11 protein-coding genes and 1 CRISPR repeat array (1 of these 12 only partly in view) are annotated in these 22,688 nt (G+C 67.5%); all 11 genes read left to right on the top strand.

Translation table 11 applies throughout. The features are described from left to right. Positions 1–47: 47 nt before the first annotated feature. The 11 genes from R0146_RS07285 to cas2 all read left to right on the top strand — a co-directional run bounded on the left by R0146_RS07285 (position 48) and on the right by cas2 (position 14,610). Positions 48–1,523, top strand: coding sequence for a peptide synthetase (locus R0146_RS07285; RefSeq protein ID WP_317692200.1), 1,476 nt, complete (start codon positions 48–50; stop codon positions 1,521–1,523). A 217-nt stretch (positions 1,524–1,740) separates the two neighbouring features. Next, positions 1,741–2,412 carry an alpha-ketoglutarate-dependent dioxygenase AlkB gene (locus R0146_RS07280; RefSeq protein WP_317692199.1) on the top strand — a complete coding sequence of 224 codons (672 nt, stop codon included), beginning with the start codon at positions 1,741–1,743 and terminating at the stop codon, positions 2,410–2,412. A 9-nt stretch (positions 2,413–2,421) separates the two neighbouring features. Then, entirely contained in the window at positions 2,422–2,910 is a 489-nt protein-coding gene (locus R0146_RS07275) for a methyltransferase family protein (protein WP_317692198.1), read from the top strand. Positions 2,911–2,956: 46 nt separating this feature from the next. Then, positions 2,957–3,556: an ATP/GTP-binding protein gene (locus tag R0146_RS07270; RefSeq protein ID WP_317692197.1), complete on the top strand. Its 600-nt coding sequence runs from the start codon at positions 2,957–2,959 to the stop codon at positions 3,554–3,556. Positions 3,557–3,714: 158 nt separating this feature from the next. Continuing rightward, positions 3,715–4,452, top strand: a complete 738-nt coding sequence (locus R0146_RS07265; RefSeq protein ID WP_317692196.1) for a hypothetical protein — start codon at positions 3,715–3,717, stop codon at positions 4,450–4,452. A 1,048-nt stretch (positions 4,453–5,500) separates the two neighbouring features. Then, complete coding sequence (gene cas3 / locus R0146_RS07260) at positions 5,501–7,915, top strand: type I-G CRISPR-associated helicase/endonuclease Cas3g (protein ID WP_317692195.1); 2,415 nt, start codon at positions 5,501–5,503, stop codon at positions 7,913–7,915. Position 7,916: 1 nt separating this feature from the next. Continuing rightward, positions 7,917–10,295: a type I-G CRISPR-associated protein Cas8g1/Csx17 gene (csx17, locus tag R0146_RS07255; RefSeq protein WP_317692194.1), complete on the top strand. Its 2,379-nt coding sequence runs from the start codon at positions 7,917–7,919 to the stop codon at positions 10,293–10,295. Next, the gene (gene cas7u, locus R0146_RS07250; RefSeq protein ID WP_317692193.1) at positions 10,288–11,238 is read left to right on the top strand and encodes a type I-G CRISPR-associated RAMP protein Csb1/Cas7g; all 951 of its coding nucleotides are present in this window, start codon (positions 10,288–10,290) and stop codon (positions 11,236–11,238) included. Before csx17 ends, cas7u begins: the two co-directional genes overlap by 8 nt. Before the next feature lie 2 nt (positions 11,239–11,240). After that, positions 11,241–12,683, top strand: a complete 1,443-nt coding sequence (csb2, locus tag R0146_RS07245) for a type I-G CRISPR-associated protein Csb2 (protein WP_317692192.1) — start codon at positions 11,241–11,243, stop codon at positions 12,681–12,683. After that, positions 12,680–14,326: a CRISPR-associated endonuclease Cas4g/Cas1g gene (gene cas1, locus R0146_RS07240; RefSeq protein WP_317692191.1), complete on the top strand. Its 1,647-nt coding sequence runs from the start codon at positions 12,680–12,682 to the stop codon at positions 14,324–14,326. Before csb2 ends, cas1 begins: the two co-directional genes overlap by 4 nt. Continuing rightward, positions 14,323–14,610 carry a CRISPR-associated endonuclease Cas2 gene (gene cas2 / locus R0146_RS07235; protein WP_317692190.1) on the top strand — a complete coding sequence of 96 codons (288 nt, stop codon included), beginning with the start codon at positions 14,323–14,325 and terminating at the stop codon, positions 14,608–14,610. The genes cas1 and cas2 overlap by 4 nt, the downstream gene beginning before the upstream one ends. A 172-nt stretch (positions 14,611–14,782) precedes the next feature. Further along, a CRISPR array of direct repeats spans positions 14,783–22,688; the repeat unit is 36 nt; unit sequence GCCGTCCCGGTCATTCTGGCCGGGCTTCATTGCGGG; it runs 2,523 nt beyond the window's last position.

Raw genomic sequence — 22,688 nt, 5'->3', positions numbered from 1 at the left:
CAACACACGGACCGGCGTTGTCACATGTTCTGCTTATGCTACGAGCCGTGCGCCAGACGAGCATCGGGTCGTTCCCCCTGCCGGAGCGGGGACGAGTGAGCAGTTACGTCCTCCGGGTGTCCGCGGCCGAGGGCCGCGAGCTCCCGGTATCGTTCGACCAAGGCCGCCACGTAGGTGTGGGGTCGCGTCCCGGCTCCTGGATGGGGGTCGGTTTCACGCCGCAGGTCTTCGCGCCGGGCGTCCCGGTCGACCGGGAGCTGCTGGCCGCCGCGTGGCATGCCGTCATCGCCCGGCACGGCACGCTGCGGACGGTCTTCTCCACCGATGCGGACACCGACGACGACCCGTACGACGCGGATGCCACCGATGACGCGTACAACGCGGATGCCACCGACGGCACGTACGACGCGGACAGCACCGACGACACCGGCCGCGCGACCGGCGCCGCCGACACGACCGATGCGACCACCGCCGTGCGACTGCATGAGGTCGAGGTGCTGCCCGGCAGCTGGGTCGACCATCTCCCCGCCGCGGGCCAGCGGCCCGCCGAGGTCGTCCAGTCGGTGCTGGACACCGCCTGCTCCCCGTACGAACGGCCGTCGTACCGCCTCCTGCTGGTGGAGGGTGACGGCCGGCCGACGGTGGTGATCGGGGCCGACCACGCCCATGTCGACGCCTGGTCGATGCTGGTGCTGGTCCGCGATCTCACCGCGATCCTCGACGACCTGCTCGCGGGGCGTACGCCGGGCGCGGGCCTGCCGGCTGTCCCCGCCTTCGCCGAGCACACCGCCGTGCTGGCGGCCCGGCCGCCGGCCCCGGCCGAGGTCGTCGGGCGTTGGGCGGAGATCCTGCGCCGTGCCGGCGGGGTGATGCCGGTGTTTCCGCTGTCGCTGGGCGACGTGTCCCGTCCGCGACCGGACGTGGTCGAGGTCGTCGACATCCTCGACACCGAGGAGTTGGCGGCGTACGCGGAGCGGGCCGGCGAGCTCGGCGTCCGGCTGCTCCCGCTGACCGTGTCGGTGATGACCCGGGTGACGCTCGCGCTCACCGGTGGCCCGCTGCGCGCGGTGATGCCGGTGCACAGCCGTGACGAACCGCGCTGGCGCGACGCGGTCGGCTGGTTCATCACCAACTCCGTGCTCGAGGCGGACACCCCGGACGTACGCCACTGCGCGGCCGCGGTCAGGGAGGCGGTCACGCTCGGGTCCTATCCGCTGGCGCCGATCATGGCGCCGTACGGCGGGATGCCGACCGCGCCGGGGATGTTCGCCCTGTCCTGGCTGGACAATCGCCGGCTGCCGGTGACCCTGCCGCCGGGGCTGTCGCCCTATCAGCTATCGGCGTCGCTGCCGACGCAGGGGGTGATGGTCTGGTTCCTGCTCACCGACGACGGCATGCACGTACGGTGCCGCTACCCCGATACGCCGGAGGCGTACGCCTCGGTGACTGCGTGGCTGAGCGCGGTGAGCGACGGCATCCGGGCCGAGGTGGGCCGGCCGCCGTTGCGGTTCGCGGTGGCCTGAGGTACGTCGGCGCCGCAGATGCGGTCGGGCGGGCGCCATCCCATCCGATACGGCCTATCCGGTGCCGACCCGTCCGATGCAGCCCGGATCGGACGTCGGCGCAGCTCCGTACGCTCCGGATCCGGCGCGTGTCACACCGCCGCGCTAGAACATATGTACGCTTTCCGCTGAAGCCGTGCACGCCCGTGGTGGGCGGCCGGAGGCCAGAAGGAGCGACATGGGCGGGACAGCGACGATCCAGGCGGGGACGATCCGAGTGGCGTCGACCCGGGCGGCGTCGGTCCAGGCGGAGGCGTTGTTTCCCGTGGACGTGGTGGATCGGCCGATCCGCCGTCTGGGGCCCGACGCCACCCATCTGCCCGACCTGCTCACCCTCGAGCAGCAGCGGCGACTCGTCGCCGGGGCGCGCAGCTGGGCGGGCCAGCAGATCACTGCCCGGGGCGCCACGCTGCGCCGGCACGTGACGGAGGTGCCCGACTGGGTGATCGACATCGCCCGCGGGGCTCTGCGACGCGGTCTGCCGAGCTCCACGGAGTCCGAGCCGGACCCGGACGAGTGGACGCCCGACAGCGCGCTAGTCACCCACCTGGCGCCCGGCGCGGCGCTGCGGGTCCACCGGCCGAAGGGGACGGGGCCGGTGGTGATCCTGTCGATCGGGGACTCCGGCGAGTTCCGGCTGGGGAACACGCAGACCCCGACGCGGCCCTATCGCACGGTGCTGTTGGAGTCCGGCGACGCGTTCGTGTACGGCGGCGTGGCGCGGTCGAGTTTCATCGGGATGCCGCGTACGCGCCCCGGCACCGCCCCGGACTGGTGCGGGCTCACCGAGGGGCGCATCGACATCGCACTGACGACGATTTCCCGAGCCGGCGACCGCGCCGCGGACTAGGCTCCGTGCATGGCAACGCCGCTCGACACGCGCATCCCGCCGCCGATCTGGACCCTGGGACTCGGAGTGGCCCAGTGGCTGCTGGCCGGCCGGCCGAGCTACCGGCGTCGTCCGGGCCCGGCCCGGTTCCTCGCCGCCGGCGCGATCGGCACGGCCAGTGCGGTGCTGGGGATCGCCGCGGTCGCCGAGTTCGTCCGGCGCGGCACGACGCTCCACCCGGGTGCCCCGGAGCATGCCAGTGTCCTGGTCACCGAGCGGGTCTATCGCTTCACCCGCAACCCGATGTACCTCGCCCTCACCGGTGCACTGGTCACCCACGCCGCCTGGCTCGGCTCGGCCCGCGCGATCCCGCCGATCGCGGCCCTGGCCGGGATCCTCACAGCGTTCCAGATCCTGCCCGAGGAACGGGCCTTGCAGGAGCGCTTCGGCGAGGCGTACGCCTCCTATCGTCGGCGCGTCCCACGGTGGCTCGGCGTGCCCGGACGCCCGGCCCGGTGACGCCATGACGGACTGCCACTGCACCGGCCCCCACGACCATCGGCGGGTGGCCTTCACCGGTGGGCCGGGGGCGGGCAAGACCGCCTTCCTCGAACTCGCCCGCCAGACCTTCTGCCGCCACGTGATCGTCGTGCAGGAGTCGGCCGGTGTGGTGTTCGGCGGCGGGTTCCCCCGCGACGACTCGCTGGTGTGCCGCCAGGCCGGGCAACGGGCGATCTATTACGTGCAGCGGGAACTGGAGGCGGTCGGCGAGAGCCGCGACCCGGCGATCGTGCTGTGCGATCGCGGCACCGTCGACGGCGCCGCCTACTGGCCCGGTGAGCCCGACGAGTACTGGGCAGCGGTGGGGACGACGTTGGAGCACGAGCTGGCCCGCTACGACGCGGTGATCCATCTGCGGACGCCCACCGCTCAGCAGGGCTACAACAATCGCAACCCGCTGCGGGTGGAATCGGCGGAGGCTGCGGTGGCCATCGACGAACGCATCCTGGCCGCCTGGTCGACCCATCCGCGCCGGTACGTGGTGGATCCGTCGCCGGTATTCCTGGAGAAGGTGATGCGGGCGATCGACCTGCTGCGCCTCGAAGTCCCGCGATGCTGCGGCGGCGAGGCCGACGAGGGCGATGAGGAGGACGGCTGGCGGTGACATGAAGGACGTTGGGTGCACCGTGGTTCGTAGGCCGTGGTTCGTACGCCGCAGTTCGTAGGCCGGGGTTCGTAGGCCGGGGTTCGTACGGCCCGGTGACCTCTGGACCAGCTCCTAAGCTGGGCACGAGTTCCTGTCTCCCATCGAGAGGGCATCTGGTGGCGCACCGTCTGGCTCTCACCACGCAGCATCCGACACCCGATCTGCTCCTCCGCGGCGTGCTGACGGCCGGCGCGCTGCTGGTGGTCGTGGCCGCACTGCAGCACCTGTCGCCCGCCGACGGGCGGGGGATGCGGATCACCGAGGCCGTCGCCGCCCTCCTCGCGATCCTCGCCATGCTGGGCCTGACCTCGTGGCCGCGCAATCTGTCCGCGCCGGCGCAGGCGCTGCCGAGGCGGAGCACGGCGGCGGGCCTGGTCCTCGGGCTGTTGTGGACCGTCGAGATCGCCATGAACAACGTGACGCAGCCTCCCCTGCCGCTGCGCGACATCCTCGACAACGTGTTCTGGGCACTCGTCGGGGCCGGCATCCTTGTCATGGCCGTACGGGAGGGGGCGCGCCGGCGTAGCGTACGTTCCGGCGTCACGGCGGGCCTCTGGTGCGGGCTGGCCACCGGGGCGGTGGCATGCCTGACCGGCCTGATCGTGGTGGTCGCCGGCATGCCGCTGCTGCTCGCCGACCCGCTGAACATCGCCGAATGGGCCGATCAGGGCGGCGGCACAGCTCAGGAGATGGCCACCTACTTCGCCCTCGAGACCATGGCCGGGGCGATCGGCCATCTGGTCGTACTGGGACTGGCGATGGGTGCGCTGCTGGGCGTGGTCGGCGGCGTGGCCGGGAAGGTCGTCACGCGTCGCCAGGTGGGTGTGGGTGAGCCAGAGCGTACGGTCCGCTGACGCCGGGAGCTGCTGAACCGAGACCGGCGCCCCTGCCAGACCGGCATCAACACCGCTCACGTTTGCTCACTTCAAGGCCTCACGTTTGCCACGTTGAGGGGCGTCTCAGAGAGCCCACCGAGTTCGGCCATCTCCTGGAGACCGTGGTCGGCGAAGTGTGCAGAAAGGCACCAGGGTTGGACGAGCCGTTCCCCCAGGCAGTGGCGTACCAATGACAGGGCCGAGGTCGACCTCGGCATGGAGTACGGCGACGGCCCGGTGATCGCCCTCGGGGTGAAGTCGAGTGAGCGCCCGCCTGCCTACGAGGTCGGACGCCGTCGCGAGATGCGCTGGCCCATGGTTCGTTGCCGGACCCGGTGAGCCTGCCGGGAAGTGTGTCTCAGTAAGAGAACAACCTAGACCTCACCCACGCCGCAATGAAGCCCGACAGGTACTTCATGATAACACGTGTTAGTAGGTGAGGTCTACGTACCAAGCATCAGTACTATACTGGCCTTAGACGCCGCCACACTCCGCCAGCCTGGGAGCCCACATCTGGAGGGCGACCGCCAGAGGTCCGCCCCAGGCCCCATCCATCCACTCCCACTGAGGGGAGATCGGACATGTCCACCCGCGTTTCGACGGAGCTCCGGAAGCAAGCCGTCCGGGCGGTCCTGATCCACCGTGCCAACTACCCAAGTCAGATCGCCGCGTGTCGAGCGATCGCCCCCACATTCAGCCTCGATGCAAATTCGCTGTGTCGTTGGGTTACGAACGCCCTCCGCCAACAACTCCATGAACCGGCGACGAGCCAGCGACTTCGGCCGCCGACCAGGCCCCTTAGAGACACGACGAGTAGACAACGAGACCTCCAGATGACGTCACGTTGCGACCACCGGTAGAAACCACCCCGTCGAAACCGGCTCAGGATTCGACCGTCGCCGACAATCCCTGCTTCACCGCACACTTCCAGCCACGGACTACTACGCTGACGTTGGCGTCGCAACAGGCCGACGCCTGCGAGCGAGGGATCCGTGAACGGCACCCAGTTCAGACGTCGGGGGGACGTATGACATTTGAAGGCTTCTTCCGCCAAGCGACGGGCCATCCGCCGTATGACTATCAGGCCCGGCTCGCCGAGGAGGGACTCCCGGAGACCCTCGCGGTGCCGACAGGTGCGGGGAAGACGGCCGTCATTCTGGCCTGGCTCTTTCGGCTGCTCGTGAGAACGATCCCCGGGACCGCACGATCGCTTGTGATGATGCTCCCGATGCGTACGCTCGTGGAGCAGACTGAGAGCGTCGCCAAGCGGTGGCTAGAGCACCTCGACCTCTCCGAGAAGGTCCGCGTCATCGTGCTGATGGGCGGCGGCGAAGCCGCATCCCGAGACGAACTGAATGAGTGGCGTCGCAATCCGCAGCAACCCACGATCGTCATCGGCACCGTCGACAGCGTGCTGTCGCGCGGGCTGCTACGCCCGTACGCGCAGCCGCGGACCGTGTCCCCGATCGACTTCGCCTCCATCACTGACGACGCCCATTGGGTCATCGACGAGGTACAACTGGCCCCCCAAGCGACGTCGACGGCTCGCCAGCTCGACGCCTTCCGTCACGACATGCAGACACTGCATGCAGGCCGGCTGACCTGTATGTCTGCCACGCTGCCCGAGGGCCCGCTGGACACCATCGACAACCCCTACATTCCTGGCGGCGGCATCACCCTCAGCGACGCGGACAGGACCGGCCCGTTGGCCCGGCGGCTGGAGGCCACCCGGAAGATCCGCTTCCTTGATGTCTCGAAGGCCGCCGATGTGGCGGTGGCGATCACGGAGCAGCACCGACCCGAGACACTGACTCTCGCTGTGGTCAACACGGTCGACACCGCGACGGACGTGTACAAGAGAGTACGCAAGGCCAGCCCGGATCTGGACGTGATCCTCCTCCATTCACGATTCCGGGGCGTGGATCGCGCTCCCCGCGTCGACCACCTCACCGATCCACTTCCAGCCGATGGAAGGATCGTGATCTCCACCCAGGTCGTCGAGGCAGGAGTGGACCTGGACGCGACCACACTCTTCACCGAGGTGGCGCCGTGGTCCTCGATCTGTCAGCGCGCCGGACGCTGTAATCGTGCAGGGACCACCGACAATGCACAGATCTTCTGGTTTGGCGCTCTCGGCAAGGGGCCGTACGAGTCCGATGATCTGGCAGCGTCCACTGTGGCACTGACGGAGCTGGAGGGCGTGGAGGTCACCAGCGAAGACCTGCTCAACCGCACCGTGGACCAGGCCGAAGAACTCCTGACCACTTTGCGCCGACGCGACTTCACTCGCCTCTTCGACACCTCGCCTGATCTCTCCGGTGCCGACATCGACGTGTCGATGTTCATTCGGCCATCCGAGGACACGGACCTGACGGTCGCCTGGATCGACCCCGCCGACATAGTTGATGGTCACATCGCGGAAAAGCCGCGAGACCCGTGGCGGTGCTCCGTGCCGATCAGTGCTGCTCGCAAGTGGCTCGAAGGCCCGAAGGCACCAACAGCATGGTCGTACGATCCTGCTGCCAGCAGCTGGCGGGAGGTCACACGAGCATCAGTGCTGAAGCCGAACAGCCTCGTCCTGGCCGATCGGAACGGCGGGGGTTACGTCCACGATCTCGGCTTCACCCCCGCGTCCGTCGCTCCCGTCACCACAGAAGCCCGCTCTGTCACGGCTGTCGAGCCGCGGTTCGAGGGCGCCTCCGAAGGCCCCACCGAGGACGCCGGCAGCACCGGCCAAGGCATCGGGTGGCAACTCCTTGATGACCACCTCGAGGAGGCGGGCGAACAGGCCGAAGCGCTGCTGTCCGCCGTTGCTCCTCCTGGCCTCTCCCCGGCCGTGCAGGCCGCCGTCGTCGCAGCGGCTCGCTTCCACGACCTTGGGAAAGCCCACAAAGACTGGCAAGAGGCCCTCTTGAATGCCAATTCAAGCTCGACCGGGACCCCGCCGCCGGACGGCACCGGCCCTTGGGCCAAGTCGCCCGGAACCGGCCGATTAGGCTTCGGCATGTCGCGTGTACGACGTGGATTCCGCCACGAACTGGTCTCCATCTTCCAGCTCCGTACCGACGCCGGACTCGAAGCGTTGACACGGGCGGGCGTCCCAGAGGAACAGCACGGGCTGTCCATCTACTTGGCCGGTGCCCACCACGGCCACCTCCGTGTCCAGCCACGTGATCCCATAGCCGACGGACGCAACGGGTCGACGCTGATGGGCCTGATGGACCACGAGAGCCTCCCCCCCGTCACGGTGAACGGGGCGTCGTTTCCGGAGGTCGAGGTCGATCTCTCGATCTTCGGCATGGGCAGCCCCGAGTCGTGGAGCCGTAGTGCGCTCGATCTTCTCGACACGTGGGGACCGTTCAGACTCGCCTGGCTCGAAATGATCGTACGCATGGCCGACTGGCGCAGCAGCGCCGGCGACAAGCTCCCCGAGGAGGGCTGACATGCAGCATCGGATTCCCGGCCTGCCGCCCACAGACCTACTGAGCTATCTCGTCGGGCTGGGCCTCGGCCGCGCGATCTCTCGGCAGGTGCCTGGCCACACCACCTGGGCCTGGGACAAGAACTCGGACGCCCTCCTGATAGAGACCGAGGTGGAAGACATTGCGCGCTTTCTTGTGGACGACTACCGTCCCGTCCCGATCCTGAGCCCCTGGAACAACGGCAGCGGGTTCGCTCCGCAGGACAAGAACCAGCGAGCCACGCTCACCAAGCTGCTCGACAGCGGCGCACGGCTGGCCGACTGGCGCACTGCCGACGAGGTCGGTCGTCGCGTTGTCGCTCAGGAGCATTCTCTGAACCCGTCGAAGGACTGGACGAAGGACCGCAAGGCGAAGGAACGCGCGATTCGCCAGTTGCGTAACCAATGGCCCGACAGCGCTCTGGAATGGCTCGATGCCGCGATCGTCCTGACCACCGAGGGCGCCCAGTTCCCACCGCTGCTGGGATCCGGCGGAAACGATGGGCGGCTGGATTTCTCGGCCAACTTCCACACCAACCTCCTCGCCGTACTGCCCGACGCCGGAGCCGCACACAAGCAGTCGATCTCCTGGGCGAGTGCGCTGCTCCAGGGCACGCATGCTGGCAAGCTCGATTCCCGGAGCGTCGGTCAGTTCGATGCAAGCGCAGCCGGCACGCCGCGCTCAGGCACCTTCGGCACTGGCCGCTCGCTCATCAACCCGTGGGCGTTCGTGCTGATGGTGGAGGGCGCCCTGCTGTTCGCAGCGGCACCGGCCCGTCGGCTCGGGGAAGCGCCCGGGCGGGCATCGATGCCGTTCACCGTCTTCGGCAGCCCGGATGGCCCCACCCCGGCGTCACCAGCCGAAGACTTCCGCGGCGAGCTGTGGGTCCCGGTCTGGTCCCACCTCAGCCGCCTCAACGAAGTGGAGCAGGTGTTCGCAGAGGCCCGAGCGACGTGGGACGGATCGACGGCAGTCCGGTCGGCACAGATGTACGGGGCGGTCCGCAGCTTCGGCGCCGACCGACGGATCGACAGGTTCATCCGGTACGGCCTCGCCAAACGCAACGGGCTCGCCTACATGGCGATCCCCCTCGACGACGTACGTGTCACGGCCGCCCCGAACATCGAGGCGGCGATCCCCCTTACCCACCGGGCACGTCCGCTCCGTCCACTCCACAGCAATGCGCTCGACGTCCTGCAGCGGGTCTTCGACCGACGGCTGATGGACTACCTGCGCAGAACCAGCCCCGACGACTTGTTGCAGTCTCTGGCGGCGCTCACGCGCTGGGAACTTGCCGTCATCCGTTCCCGTGCAGCCCGAGAGAAGGGACTTCACCTGCCCGCCCGCGCCAAGGCGGACGAAGTGAGGCGAATCCTCCAGGATCGACTCGATGACTCACCCGAGTTGCGGGTAGCTGCCTCGCTGGCAAGCGGAACGACACGTACGGCCACCGGTTTGGTCAGCACTCGCCAGATCCTCCTGGGCAACATCCCGGACCCGGCCGATCGGGAGTGGAGGGAGCCCGCCGTTCGCGGTCTCGGCGCCCGACCACTGGTGGACGTCCTCTGTGACGCCGCGGTGTGGTGCGAGCAGCACTCCGTCGTGAAGAGCACCAGGCCGGACTCCGACAAACCGAAGGAAGCCGTTGACCAACCGAACTCCCCGCATCAGAAAGACACGGTCGGAGGTCGATCTGCCAGCGCGTCCGACGCCGACGACGCGGCGGGCGTCACGAGCGGTACAGCCACGCGCGATCGTGGGATACGGATGGCTTCTCGACACGGATTCCGACTGCAGAAAGAGGACTTCCCACTGATCTGGCGCGATGTCCATGCGTGGGCCGGCGGCGACCTCGACGACCATTATCTCGAAATGGCCTTCCTGGCCTTCCTCGCGCTGGATTGGCGGCGACCCCGCGACCATCAGCCTCAACTTAGCCATCGAGACCTGACGCGAGCACCGCTGCCAGAGCTCGCGATCCTCGAGGCCCTCAACAGCGCTGACGTACGTCTCCCGGACGATTCCGCCGCTGAACCCCGCATCCAGGGCCTGCAACAGGGCTGGCTCCTCCGTCTGCGTGCCGACAGGACCACGGAGGTCATGGCCGAGGCCACCGCGCTACTCAACCGCAGTCACCTACTGGGCAGGTCGACCACTGCCCGGACCACCGACCAAGGGGCGCACGCCGGCTCGGTTGCCTCGCCGATCCCGACTGTCAGGGGCCCGCGTCTGGTGGCTGCCCTCATGACCACTTCCACATCCATTCCTCTCCGGATGCTGACCGTCCCGAGGGACGTGCAGAATTTCCACGACACCACCACCGATTCTTCGAGCGCCACACAGGGGGACAACGATGAGTAACCGCACCATCTACCGCATGAAGCTGACTCCGATCATCGGAACTCGTTTCCAGCCGACCGGTTTCCCCGACCTGGGACCGGCCCTTTTCCAGAGCCCGGGCGCCGACGGCGGCTGGATCGAGAGTCTGCACGTCGAATCGCCGCAGTCCATGGCCAACCATTTGGAAGCGATGACCTGGAACGATGGCGCCCGCGATCAGGTCGCCGCACTCGAAGGCCTCCCGTACGTTCGGGTGATCAGCCCCGATGGGGAGTTCCTCACCAGCTCACGGCTGGAAGCGCACCGCTTGGCCTCGGCGTACGTGATGGAAGGCATGATCGACGAGACGAAACAATCCGGAGAGCAGTGGATGGAAGCGGCTTTCCAGCTGCAGGCCGGGCGTCCTCTCAATCACCAACGCATCGCTGATCAGATCTTCCGCTGGGACCCGGTCTCACTCATCCACGGCGTGTTCTTCGCCCGCAAGGCATGGCCCTGGCAGCCGCGGATCGCCCGCGCGGTGACCGCGTTCATCGACGCGTACGACGTCCGTGCCGCCGTGTCCGGCGGGGTCAAGACCGACTCGGTCGAGATCAAGGGCGGCAACACTGACACCGGGTACGGCATGGTGCCGCACCAGCGCACCGAGTACACCGCACAGGACATCAAGGCGTTCGTCAGCGTGGATCACGATCAGATCGCCTCCTACGGCCTGGGCACTGCGAGGACCGAACTGCTGGAGACCCTCGTCGCCTTCCAGATCGCCTCGCTCTTCCGTAACGGTCTACGTCTCCGCACCGCCTGCGACCTGGAGGTGGCCGATGTCGACGGGGCCGATCTGCCTGAGGTGGACCAAGCCACCAGCGACGTACGGGCCGCCATCGCGGCCTGTGCAGGCGAGTTCTCGCCCATCGCAGTGACCTGGGGCGATCGCAAGGCCCGCAAGACGGCGTCGGAGAAGTAGTCATGGCAGTCTCCCTGGCATTCCGCTTCGTGTCGGGGGCGTACGCAGCGACGGCCTGGGACAGCAGTGCCAACTCCGGCACCGTCGAGTGGCCGCCGAGCCCATGGCGGATCAGCCGGGCACTGCTGGCCGTCGCCCACGATCGCCTTGGGCAGGAGGATCTCGGCACCGTCATGGAGGTGATCTCCGTCCTGGCCGCTGAGTATCCGTCCTACGACGTGCCCCCCACCGTCCCCCACCACACCCGTCATTACCTGCCCGATCTGGACCACCGGACCGGCGAAACCGGCGGCACAACGCTGACCTTGAACAGCATGCTGTCGGTCGACCCCACGCACGCGCTCTATGTGACGTGGCCGGAGGCCGACCTCACGCGTGATCAGGCTGACTGTCTCGCCCGTTGCGTCAGCCGACTGCCCTATCTCGGACGCGCTGACTCGCTCGTCGAGGCGAGCATGGTGGCGGACGTCCCGGCCGACAACCGGCGCCAGCGACTCACGACGGCCATGACGGACTCCGACCACGCAATGCGTCTGCTCTGCCCTACGGTGGGCATCACCCGTGAGCAGCTGGAAGTGTCGCCGGATCAGATGCGGAAGGCACGCTATCTCACACCGCCCGGCGCAGAGTGGATCGCGTACGCTGCGCCACGGGAGGAAGTCCCGAGGGTCGCACCGCGAAGCCACCGCAATCCTGATCCGACCGTCGTCCGATGGGCTTGGACCTCCACCGCCCCCCTGCGCGCCACGTACGGCGTCCTTGCGACGGACCGCCTCCGAGGCGTCCAACTGAACAAGCTGCGTCATCTCCCGGCCGAGGTGCCGGTGTCCCTCACCGGCCACTTTCCACGGTCGGCCGAGGGACAACAGTCGGTGCGCACCGACCATGGCCACGCACATTGGCTGTGGTTGGCCGACGAAAAGGACGAGGTTCACGCTTTGGTGCTGTGGGTACCGGACGGAATCATCCCCACCGCGCTACCCTCACTCGCCGGGGCGGCACGACTGAAGAATCCTGCAGACGGATACACGCCTCGCGGATTCGTTGAGGGCGACCTGCAACTGGCGGGCATCGGACGCCCCGATCAGGTCGCGCCGGAGTTGATCGCCGAAATGCCCGGCGCACGCACCTGGGAGAGCGCCTCACCCTACCTACTCACCCGCCACATGAAACGCAGCCGCGTTCTGCAGAAGCTGGTGGAGGAAGACGTACGTACGGAGTGGGCGTACCGCCATCCGGCCGGAGCCGAGATCGTGACCGTCGAGACGATGGACACGAACAAGCCCCGTGAGTACCGGCGGTATCGCTGGAAGGAAAACATGGCTGACCGGCGACAGGGGATGGACCTGCGCATCACGTTCAGAGAGCCGCAGGTCGGACCGATCCTGTTGGGCGGTCTCGCCCATTTCGGGTTCGGCCGATTCCGTCCGGTCCCGGACTCATGAACGGCGACGAGCCCGAGCTGCTCCCTGCTCGGATGCTCAACGAGTTCACGTTCTGTCCGCGTCTCTTCTACCTGGAGTGGGTGAGCGCCGAGTGGGCGCCCAATGACGACACCGCGGCCGGCGACTTCGACCACCGGGCCATCGCCAAGCCCAGCGTGCCGCTTCCTGACCCCGACCACGACGGGCCCTGGCCGGCCGTACGGGCGGTAGCCCTGTCCGACCCCGGCTGGGGGCTCACCGGCATCATCGACCGAGTGGATCACGACGACGAAACGGTGCCCGTGGACTACAAGACCGGGAGCGCGCCGCGCAACGGTCATGCCTGGCCCGCCGATCGGATCCAGATCCTCGCCCAAGCGGCTCTCCTCGAATCCGCCGGCTACCCGGTGAACCACGGGGAGCTGTACTACCGAAAGAGCCACCGCCGGGTGGACGTCGCCTGGGACGATGAGGGCCGCCGAGACCTGCGGACAGCGATCGCCAACGCCCGCAACACCGCCGCAGGGCTGCGGCCACCTCCCCCGCTGGAGGACTCGCCGAAATGCCCACGCTGCTCACTCGTCGGCATCTGCCTGCCGGATGAGCACAACCTGCTGACGGCCCGGAGCGCCCGTTCACCCCGTCGGCTCGTGCCAAGAGATCCAGACCAACGCCCCGTCTATGTGCTAGAGCAAGGTGCGTCCGTCGGGGTGGACGGCGGCCGACTGAGCATCACGCGCCAAGGCGAAGAACTGGAGTCCATCCGTCTGCTGGATGTCTCCCAGGTCAATCTCTACGGGAACGTCCAGGTCACCACCCAGGCCCTGCGGCAGCTGTGGGCACACGGTGCCCCTGTCCTGTGGCTCAGCCGCACCGGCTGGCTCGACGGGTGGTCCCAAGGGCAGCCGTCCAAGAACGTCGATCTGCGTCGCGCGCAGCTCAGTGCCCATATCGCGGGGGGCCTCGGACTCGCCCGTCCGATGATCGCTGCGAAGATCCGCAACCAACGTACGCTGCTGATGCGAAACCATCCATCCGGTGTGCCTGCCTCGGAGCTGACCTCGCTCCGCGAACTGTCTCACCAGTGTGAGAACGCCCAGCGTCGGGACGAGCTGATGGGCATTGAGGGGACCGCTGCGCGCATCTACTTCGATCACTTCGGATCCCTGATCCGCGACGAGGAGATCGCCGGCCTGTTCGACCGCCATGGCCGCACTCGCCGTCCTCCCACAGACCCAGTCAATGCGGCGCTCAGCTACGCGTACGCACTGCTCACAAAGGATGTCGTCACTGCGTGCCTCGGGGTCGGCCTGGACCCCTACCTCGGCATGCTTCATGCCGCCCGTTTCGGCCGCCCGTCCCTTGCCCTGGATCTGCAGGAGGAGTTCCGGCCGCTGATCGCGGAGTCCACGGTGCTGCGAGCCTTCAACAACGGGGAGATAGGGATCGGCAGCTTCCGCCAGACGTCGAGCGGGACCGCTTTCACCGACACTGGTCGGCGCAAATTCATCGAGTCGTACGAGCGGCGGATGGAGGAGGAACTGCGCCACCCCGTGTTCGGCTACCGGATCTCCTACCGTCGCACGCTCGAGGTCCAGGCCCGCATCCTGGCCGCAGTCCTCATCGGCGAGCTGGAAGACTACACCGCGGTGGTCACCCGGTGAGTCGTCGACGCTACCTGATCGCCTACGACATCGCGGATCCCAAACGGCTCCGTCAGGTCATCAAGATCATGGAGTCGTACGGAACCAGGCTCCAGTACTCGGTGTTCCTCTGCGATCTGAGCGGCGCAGAATCGCTGCACTGGCGTGGCGACATCCTCGACGTCATCGAGCTGAGCAAGGACTCTGTGGTCAGCATCGACCTGGGTCCCACGCTGAAGCCCGCCGAAATCAACCTCCTTGGCCTGCCCCGCCAACTACCCGCCCAAGGTGTCCACATCATCTGAGGTCGCGAGCGCTGCACTGCCACAGACTTCCCTCTGCGAGCCCTCGTTCACCATCTCACAAGGGGAGACACTGCTTCTTGACAACTGCAGAGAGTCAAGAAGTGTTCGAATTCCGACACCGGTCGCCGGCTGAGGTATCCTCCCTTGCCAGGCCCCTCAAATCTGGGGAGCTGCCGTCCCGGTCATTCTGGCCGGGCTTCATTGCGGGGATGTTACCCTGTATCTAGTGTTGGTGGCACGGTGCGCCGTCCCGGTCATTCTGGCCGGGCTTCATTGCGGGACGGTGTGCTCTGTGATCAGGTCCCGGATAGGGTGGAGGCCGTCCCGGTCATTCTGGCCGGGCTTCATTGCGGGATGAGTCCCTGATGGCGACTGATGGTCTTCGAGTACTTCACGCCGTCCCGGTCATTCTGGCCGGGCTTCATTGCGGGCAGGGCTGGCCGTCGGTGTCGGTGATCTTGTCGTCCAGCGCCGTCCCGGTCATTCTGGCCGGGCTTCATTGCGGGTGCTCTCGCCGGCGCCGCTCTCGACGCTCCAGCAGCGCCGTCCCGGTCATTCTGGCCGGGCTTCATTGCGGGGGCTGCTGTACCTCGCCGTCCCTGACCTGGTCCGTACCGCCGTCCCGGTCATTCTGGCCGGGCTTCATTGCGGGTCCACCCCGCCGACGCCGTCGCCCGCCACGGTGACGCCGTCCCGGTCATTCTGGCCGGGCTTCATTGCGGGGGCGGCTGGCCATGGGCCTCCATGCGGGTGCCGCCGCCGTCCCGGTCATTCTGGCCGGGCTTCATTGCGGGTGCACGAGCACCGTGATCGGGCGCGCTCCGGGCCCGGTAGCCGTCCCGGTCATTCTGGCCGGGCTTCATTGCGGGGCGAGGTCGCCGGTGCGGTTGTTGATGTCGCCGATAGGCCGTCCCGGTCATTCTGGCCGGGCTTCATTGCGGGAACTGGAACGGCCCTGAGGTGACGGCCGCCATGCGCGGCCGTCCCGGTCATTCTGGCCGGGCTTCATTGCGGGGCGAAGTACATCGCCGAGACGGGCGCGGAGGTGCTCGCCGTCCCGGTCATTCTGGCCGGGCTTCATTGCGGGGGTTGCTGCAGCCGGATCGTGATGTTGTACGCGTCGGTGGCCGTCCCGGTCATTCTGGCCGGGCTTCATTGCGGGAAATCGCAGCTGGCGGGGCATCCCGTCACCGTCCTCCGCCGTCCCGGTCATTCTGGCCGGGCTTCATTGCGGGGTGTAGACCCAGTCGGAGGCCGACTCGGGCCACTCGCCGCCGTCCCGGTCATTCTGGCCGGGCTTCATTGCGGGTGGATCGTCAACCGCAGCTCGTAGTCGAGCTGCGGGCGGCCGTCCCGGTCATTCTGGCCGGGCTTCATTGCGGGACGAGACCGTTCCACCTGTCGGTGACCCAGGCGACGCCGTCCCGGTCATTCTGGCCGGGCTTCATTGCGGGTTAACCAAGGATGAGGCCCGTGTATATCTCGGGAAAGCCGTCCCGGTCATTCTGGCCGGGCTTCATTGCGGGCGCGTCCGAGAGTCCGGCCGGGATCCGTACGAGGTGTCGCCGTCCCGGTCATTCTGGCCGGGCTTCATTGCGGGGCGGAGCAGACTCCCTACTGGGTAGGGTCCGTCTCTAGGCCGTCCCGGTCATTCTGGCCGGGCTTCATTGCGGGACGGATAAGCCGCAGCCTAAGTCGTGGGATTTCCGCCCACGCCGTCCCGGTCATTCTGGCCGGGCTTCATTGCGGGGCCCCGCAGGGCCTCCGGGACCCTCTGGAGGCTGGCCGCCGTCCCGGTCATTCTGGCCGGGCTTCATTGCGGGGAGTCGAGGCCAAGGGAGGCAGTGATCTTGCCCGTCGCCGTCCCGGTCATTCTGGCCGGGCTTCATTGCGGGGTGGCGTAGTAGTCGTACGATGCGCCGAGCAGGAGTGCCCGCCGTCCCGGTCATTCTGGCCGGGCTTCATTGCGGGAACTCGGGCGGCGACTATGTCCAGTAAGGCGCGTCAAGCCGTCCCGGTCATTCTGGCCGGGCTTCATTGCGGGCCGGTGATCGTCATGCGGGCGCCGGAGCCATAGGGCTCGCCGTCCCGGTCATTCTGGCCGGGCTTCATTGCGGGCTGGCATCCCAGGACATTTCCAGTCAGCAGTGACGACGCCGTCCCGGTCATTCTGGCCGGGCTTCATTGCGGGTTCGGCTGGATCGCCTGGGTGATCTTGATGTGTCCGGCCGTCCCGGTCATTCTGGCCGGGCTTCATTGCGGGGAAGGACGGCCGCGACGAACTCACCTCTGACCTGGATGCCGTCCCGGTCATTCTGGCCGGGCTTCATTGCGGGACCTGCGAAGGGAACCACCAGCCATGCTCCGGCCACACGCCGTCCCGGTCATTCTGGCCGGGCTTCATTGCGGGACCACCTCACCATCCCGGCCGCAGACGCGGCCTGAGAAAGGCCGTCCCGGTCATTCTGGCCGGGCTTCATTGCGGGTTCTGGAACGCCTCCCACGACGCTCGCAGATTACGCCGTCCCGGTCATTCTGGCCGGGCTTCATTGCGGGATCACCTCGTACAACGGATTCGCCTCCAGCCTGCATCGCCGTCCCGGTCATTCTGGCCGGGCTTCATTGCGGGATGCCGTGGGGCACCGGCACCCGGTCGTCCGGCTACAGCCGTCCCGGTCATTCTGGCCGGGCTTCATTGCGGGGACCCCTGATCGGCGAACCACCATCCGATATACGAGCCGTCCCGGTCATTCTGGCCGGGCTTCATTGCGGGGGCCAGAAGCCAGGCTCCCCATCCACCAACACGACGCCGTCCCGGTCATTCTGGCCGGGCTTCATTGCGGGCCGGGACGCCGCAGGCTGACCGGGCCGAAGCTGGTCGAGCCGTCCCGGTCATTCTGGCCGGGCTTCATTGCGGGACGTCATAGGGCGCTGAGGCGTACGGCTGCCACGGGGCCGTCCCGGTCATTCTGGCCGGGCTTCATTGCGGGGTGCTCCAGCCGGTTGTCCGTCGTCAACGTGAAGCCGCCGGCCGTCCCGGTCATTCTGGCCGGGCTTCATTGCGGGGCCTTGACCCGCTCGAGGGTCGCAGCGTACGTGTCGTGCTCGCCGTCCCGGTCATTCTGGCCGGGCTTCATTGCGGGCCGGAGTGGGAGGAGATGGGGACCGCCACCTACACGGGCCGTCCCGGTCATTCTGGCCGGGCTTCATTGCGGGGCGGGGCCGCCTCGACAGACCACGATACCGCCAGCCGGCCGTCCCGGTCATTCTGGCCGGGCTTCATTGCGGGGAACGCACGCAAGACCGCGTAGTCCCAACCGGACCGGCCGTCCCGGTCATTCTGGCCGGGCTTCATTGCGGGCGGCCGGAAGATCTGACGCTGTTGAATCGGATCGCGGAGCCGTCCCGGTCATTCTGGCCGGGCTTCATTGCGGGCGGCCGGAAGATCTGACGCTGTTGAATCGGATCGCGGGCCGTCCCGGTCATTCTGGCCGGGCTTCATTGCGGGGGGAAGGCGATCTGCCGGCGGCCGCGCGAGGCCGACGCCGTCCCGGTCATTCTGGCCGGGCTTCATTGCGGGGGGGCGATATCGGGGCGATATCGGGCGATCATCGCCCGCCGTCCCGGTCATTCTGGCCGGGCTTCATTGCGGGCTCTGACTCAGACTTCCGGTTGGGCGGCCGTTGTTGTCGCGCCGTCCCGGTCATTCTGGCCGGGCTTCATTGCGGGAACGGCGTAGGATTCAACGTCTCGGCTGCTGCCGGGGGCCGTCCCGGTCATTCTGGCCGGGCTTCATTGCGGGGTCTTGAGATTGGGATTCATCATCCGCTTGCTGGCGGAGGCCGTCCCGGTCATTCTGGCCGGGCTTCATTGCGGGTAATGCAACCGCTTGGTATCGCAATTGGACCGGTAAGCCGTCCCGGTCATTCTGGCCGGGCTTCATTGCGGGTGGTACGAGCGGATCCGCCAGCCGTCGTCCCCGTCGGCCGTCCCGGTCATTCTGGCCGGGCTTCATTGCGGGACGTCGTGACCCAGCCAACTGGGCGCCGACCGTGGCCGTCCCGGTCATTCTGGCCGGGCTTCATTGCGGGATCGACCGGCGTCGGACCATTGCCGGCCACGCCGAGGCGCCGTCCCGGTCATTCTGGCCGGGCTTCATTGCGGGGAGTGGGAGGCCCCAGGAAGCCCGCTCGAGCAGCTCCGCCGTCCCGGTCATTCTGGCCGGGCTTCATTGCGGGGGAACGACATCGGGGTGGTGACCACCCCGGTCAGGCCGTCCCGGTCATTCTGGCCGGGCTTCATTGCGGGACGGTCGGTGACCAGTTGGCCGGATCACGTCGACGCGTGGCCGTCCCGGTCATTCTGGCCGGGCTTCATTGCGGGACGAGATTCCAGAATCGGGAAGCCAAATCCTGATTGCCGTCCCGGTCATTCTGGCCGGGCTTCATTGCGGGTGGTCCCCGACAGCCGGTGGGCTCGAGCTGTCCGGGCCGTCCCGGTCATTCTGGCCGGGCTTCATTGCGGGAGGGGGCCGTCATCCGGGGTCCAGGTATCCAGGTCGGGGGCCGTCCCGGTCATTCTGGCCGGGCTTCATTGCGGGAGCCGTTCACAGTTCTTTTCAGGATGATGCTTGCCGCCGTCCCGGTCATTCTGGCCGGGCTTCATTGCGGGTCGTTGATCGCTCGCTCGCGGCGCGTCTTCGCCTCTTCTGGGCCGTCCCGGTCATTCTGGCCGGGCTTCATTGCGGGATGCGGTGCTCACATGAATCGCTGGCGAGGTGAGCGGCCGTCCCGGTCATTCTGGCCGGGCTTCATTGCGGGAGGCAGGATCATGTCGCGAGAGCGCCGAAGTCGAAGTGCCGTCCCGGTCATTCTGGCCGGGCTTCATTGCGGGCGTGCGGTTGCCCGGAGTCTTCCCGGAGCTGCGCACGCCGTCCCGGTCATTCTGGCCGGGCTTCATTGCGGGACGTTTTCGCCACGTTGCGGTTGCTGTTGTGTCGTGCCGTCCCGGTCATTCTGGCCGGGCTTCATTGCGGGTCGGCGAGCCTCGGCCCCTTGGCGCCAGCCTGGCCTGGCCGTCCCGGTCATTCTGGCCGGGCTTCATTGCGGGTTCTGCCAGTGCCCCTTGCCCCAGTAGCCGTGCTGGCGCCGTCCCGGTCATTCTGGCCGGGCTTCATTGCGGGACTATTCCCGCGAATGTCTCCCCTTTTAGGGTGAGGCCGTCCCGGTCATTCTGGCCGGGCTTCATTGCGGGCTTGTCCCAGACCATGACGCGGTCGAGCGTGCGCCACGGCCGTCCCGGTCATTCTGGCCGGGCTTCATTGCGGGGTCCGATGAAATTATGGCTGAATTGCGAGCCATGCCGGAGCCGTCCCGGTCATTCTGGCCGGGCTTCATTGCGGGGAGAACGGTAGCGTCACTAACTACGACACCTTAGATGGGTGCCGTCCCGGTCATTCTGGCCGGGCTTCATTGCGGGTCCACCATAGCGGCGATATCGGACATGTCTCGCGCCAGCCGTCCCGGTCATTCTGGCCGGGCTTCATTGCGGGCTAGTAACCGGTCGCCAGACCTAGCCTACCGACTCAGGCGCCGTCCCGGTCATTCTGGCCGGGCTTCATTGCGGGGATCGGATCGCGGAGTTGCAGGGGATGAGTCGGTCGGCGGCCGTCCCGGTCATTCTGGCCGGGCTTCATTGCGGGCTGAGTTCTCCTTCGTGATGGGTACTGGAGATAGAGGCCGTCCCGGTCATTCTGGCCGGGCTTCATTGCGGGCCCGCGTGGGCTGCCGTACGGGTGGCGTCCCGGCGCCGCCGTCCCGGTCATTCTGGCCGGGCTTCATTGCGGGGATTGTCCCGCCCGCGACTGCCCCGATAAGCTCACCGCCGTCCCGGTCATTCTGGCCGGGCTTCATTGCGGGAGGGTCGACTCTCTGACCCCCGCCTGCCTCGCCCCATCAGGCCGTCCCGGTCATTCTGGCCGGGCTTCATTGCGGGCTAGTAACCGCCGGGGTCCGATTCCTCGGCTAGCCACGCCGTCCCGGTCATTCTGGCCGGGCTTCATTGCGGGGTGTCCGGCAGAGACGCGTCGGCGTGAAACAGCGGGGGCCGTCCCGGTCATTCTGGCCGGGCTTCATTGCGGGGCGCCCTGGCCGAGCGGATCATCTCCGCCTCGGCGCCGTCCCGGTCATTCTGGCCGGGCTTCATTGCGGGCTCGACTCGCTGGAGGCCGGCACCCCGCCCGACATCGCCGTCCCGGTCATTCTGGCCGGGCTTCATTGCGGGATGAAAAGGTGGGGTACAAGTCCAAGGCATATTTCGAGGGCCGTCCCGGTCATTCTGGCCGGGCTTCATTGCGGGGCGGGCTGCTTGCGGAAGCTGTCGGGGACGAGGCCGGCGCCGTCCCGGTCATTCTGGCCGGGCTTCATTGCGGGTTCGTATTCTCGTTGACCCAGCAGAGCCCAAGGGCGGGCCGTCCCGGTCATTCTGGCCGGGCTTCATTGCGGGACGTCACGTGTCGGCGCTGTGGGACGGTCAAGCGGGGCCGTCCCGGTCATTCTGGCCGGGCTTCATTGCGGGGTTGGGTCGGTCCTCGCTGCCGTGTCGAAGGGGTTGGAGGCCGTCCCGGTCATTCTGGCCGGGCTTCATTGCGGGTCGAAGCAGGGCGTGCCCGAGCCGGCGCAGACCGGGCTGGGGCCGTCCCGGTCATTCTGGCCGGGCTTCATTGCGGGGAGGACCTGACCAGGCGTGTATCCCATGTAGACGAACGCCGTCCCGGTCATTCTGGCCGGGCTTCATTGCGGGGCCAGCCTGGGTTCCCAGTCGGCAGGTTTGCAGGGGGCCGTCCCGGTCATTCTGGCCGGGCTTCATTGCGGGCGTTGGCAAGGGCTGTCGCAAGCTCACTCTGACAGAAGCCGTCCCGGTCATTCTGGCCGGGCTTCATTGCGGGCAGGAGGCATAATCCTGCATCCTCTCGGAGATAGATGCCGTCCCGGTCATTCTGGCCGGGCTTCATTGCGGGGCCCGGCTGGAGGGCATCGGGCATCCGGTCGCGGTGCGCCGTCCCGGTCATTCTGGCCGGGCTTCATTGCGGGGTCACGATGGACTTCCTGGCCGGCGGGCGCGGCATCGCCGTCCCGGTCATTCTGGCCGGGCTTCATTGCGGGCTGGACGGTCTGGAACGCGCCGCCGATGGCGTCGCCGAGGCCGTCCCGGTCATTCTGGCCGGGCTTCATTGCGGGGCTATTATTGCACTCGCTGGTAGTCTTGTATATGTGATGCCGTCCCGGTCATTCTGGCCGGGCTTCATTGCGGGTCGATGAGCGCGGGCGGATGTTCGCTGTTGTGCTTGGCCGTCCCGGTCATTCTGGCCGGGCTTCATTGCGGGTCGATGAGCGCGGGCGGATGTTCGCTGTTGTGCTTGGCCGTCCCGGTCATTCTGGCCGGGCTTCATTGCGGGTCGATGAGCGCGGGCGGATGTTCGCTGTTGTGCTTGGCCGTCCCGGTCATTCTGGCCGGGCTTCATTGCGGGGATACTTTCCGACACCTGTTTGGAGTACGTGGTTACGCCGTCCCGGTCATTCTGGCCGGGCTTCATTGCGGGCCTAGGAGGGCCCATGACCCTGTCCACTACTGACCGTGGCCGTCCCGGTCATTCTGGCCGGGCTTCATTGCGGGTGGCCGGTCGCAGTGTGCGGCGGCACCGAGCGCAAGGCCGTCCCGGTCATTCTGGCCGGGCTTCATTGCGGGTACGGGATGCTCGCCGACGTCAAGGCGAAGGCCCACAGCCGTCCCGGTCATTCTGGCCGGGCTTCATTGCGGGTTCTCACCAGGGCGGAACAGCCCGGCACACCAGAAGCCGTCCCGGTCATTCTGGCCGGGCTTCATTGCGGGGTCTGCTCGTGGAGCAGCGCCTCGAAGTACGTCTCAGGCCGTCCCGGTCATTCTGGCCGGGCTTCATTGCGGGTACGTCTCTGCGGACCGGCAGGCGTTCGCGCTCGACGCCGTCCCGGTCATTCTGGCCGGGCTTCATTGCGGGTCGGAGTGCAGGTGACCAACGACCAGGTGTCGGAGTTGCCGTC

Source organism: Raineyella sp. LH-20 (genome assembly GCF_033110965.1).
Classification (GTDB): domain Bacteria; phylum Actinomycetota; class Actinomycetes; order Propionibacteriales; family Propionibacteriaceae; genus Raineyella.
This window is presented reverse-complemented; position numbering and strand designations above follow the sequence as displayed.

Bases quoted from the DNA above. Each gene is read 5' to 3' on its own strand.
- cas1 (WP_317692191.1), top strand. From the start codon at position 12,680: ATGAACGGCGACGAGCCCGAGCTGCTCCCTGCTCGGATGCTCAACGAG.
- cas3 (WP_317692195.1), top strand. From the start codon at position 5,501: ATGACATTTGAAGGCTTCTTCCGCCAAGCGACGGGCCATCCGCCGTAT.
- csx17 (WP_317692194.1), top strand. From the start codon at position 7,917: ATGCAGCATCGGATTCCCGGCCTGCCGCCCACAGACCTACTGAGCTAT.
- R0146_RS07280 (WP_317692199.1), top strand. From the start codon at position 1,741: ATGGGCGGGACAGCGACGATCCAGGCGGGGACGATCCGAGTGGCGTCG.
- cas7u (WP_317692193.1), top strand. From the start codon at position 10,288: ATGAGTAACCGCACCATCTACCGCATGAAGCTGACTCCGATCATCGGA.
- R0146_RS07275 (WP_317692198.1), top strand. From the start codon at position 2,422: ATGGCAACGCCGCTCGACACGCGCATCCCGCCGCCGATCTGGACCCTG.
- csb2 (WP_317692192.1), top strand. From the start codon at position 11,241: ATGGCAGTCTCCCTGGCATTCCGCTTCGTGTCGGGGGCGTACGCAGCG.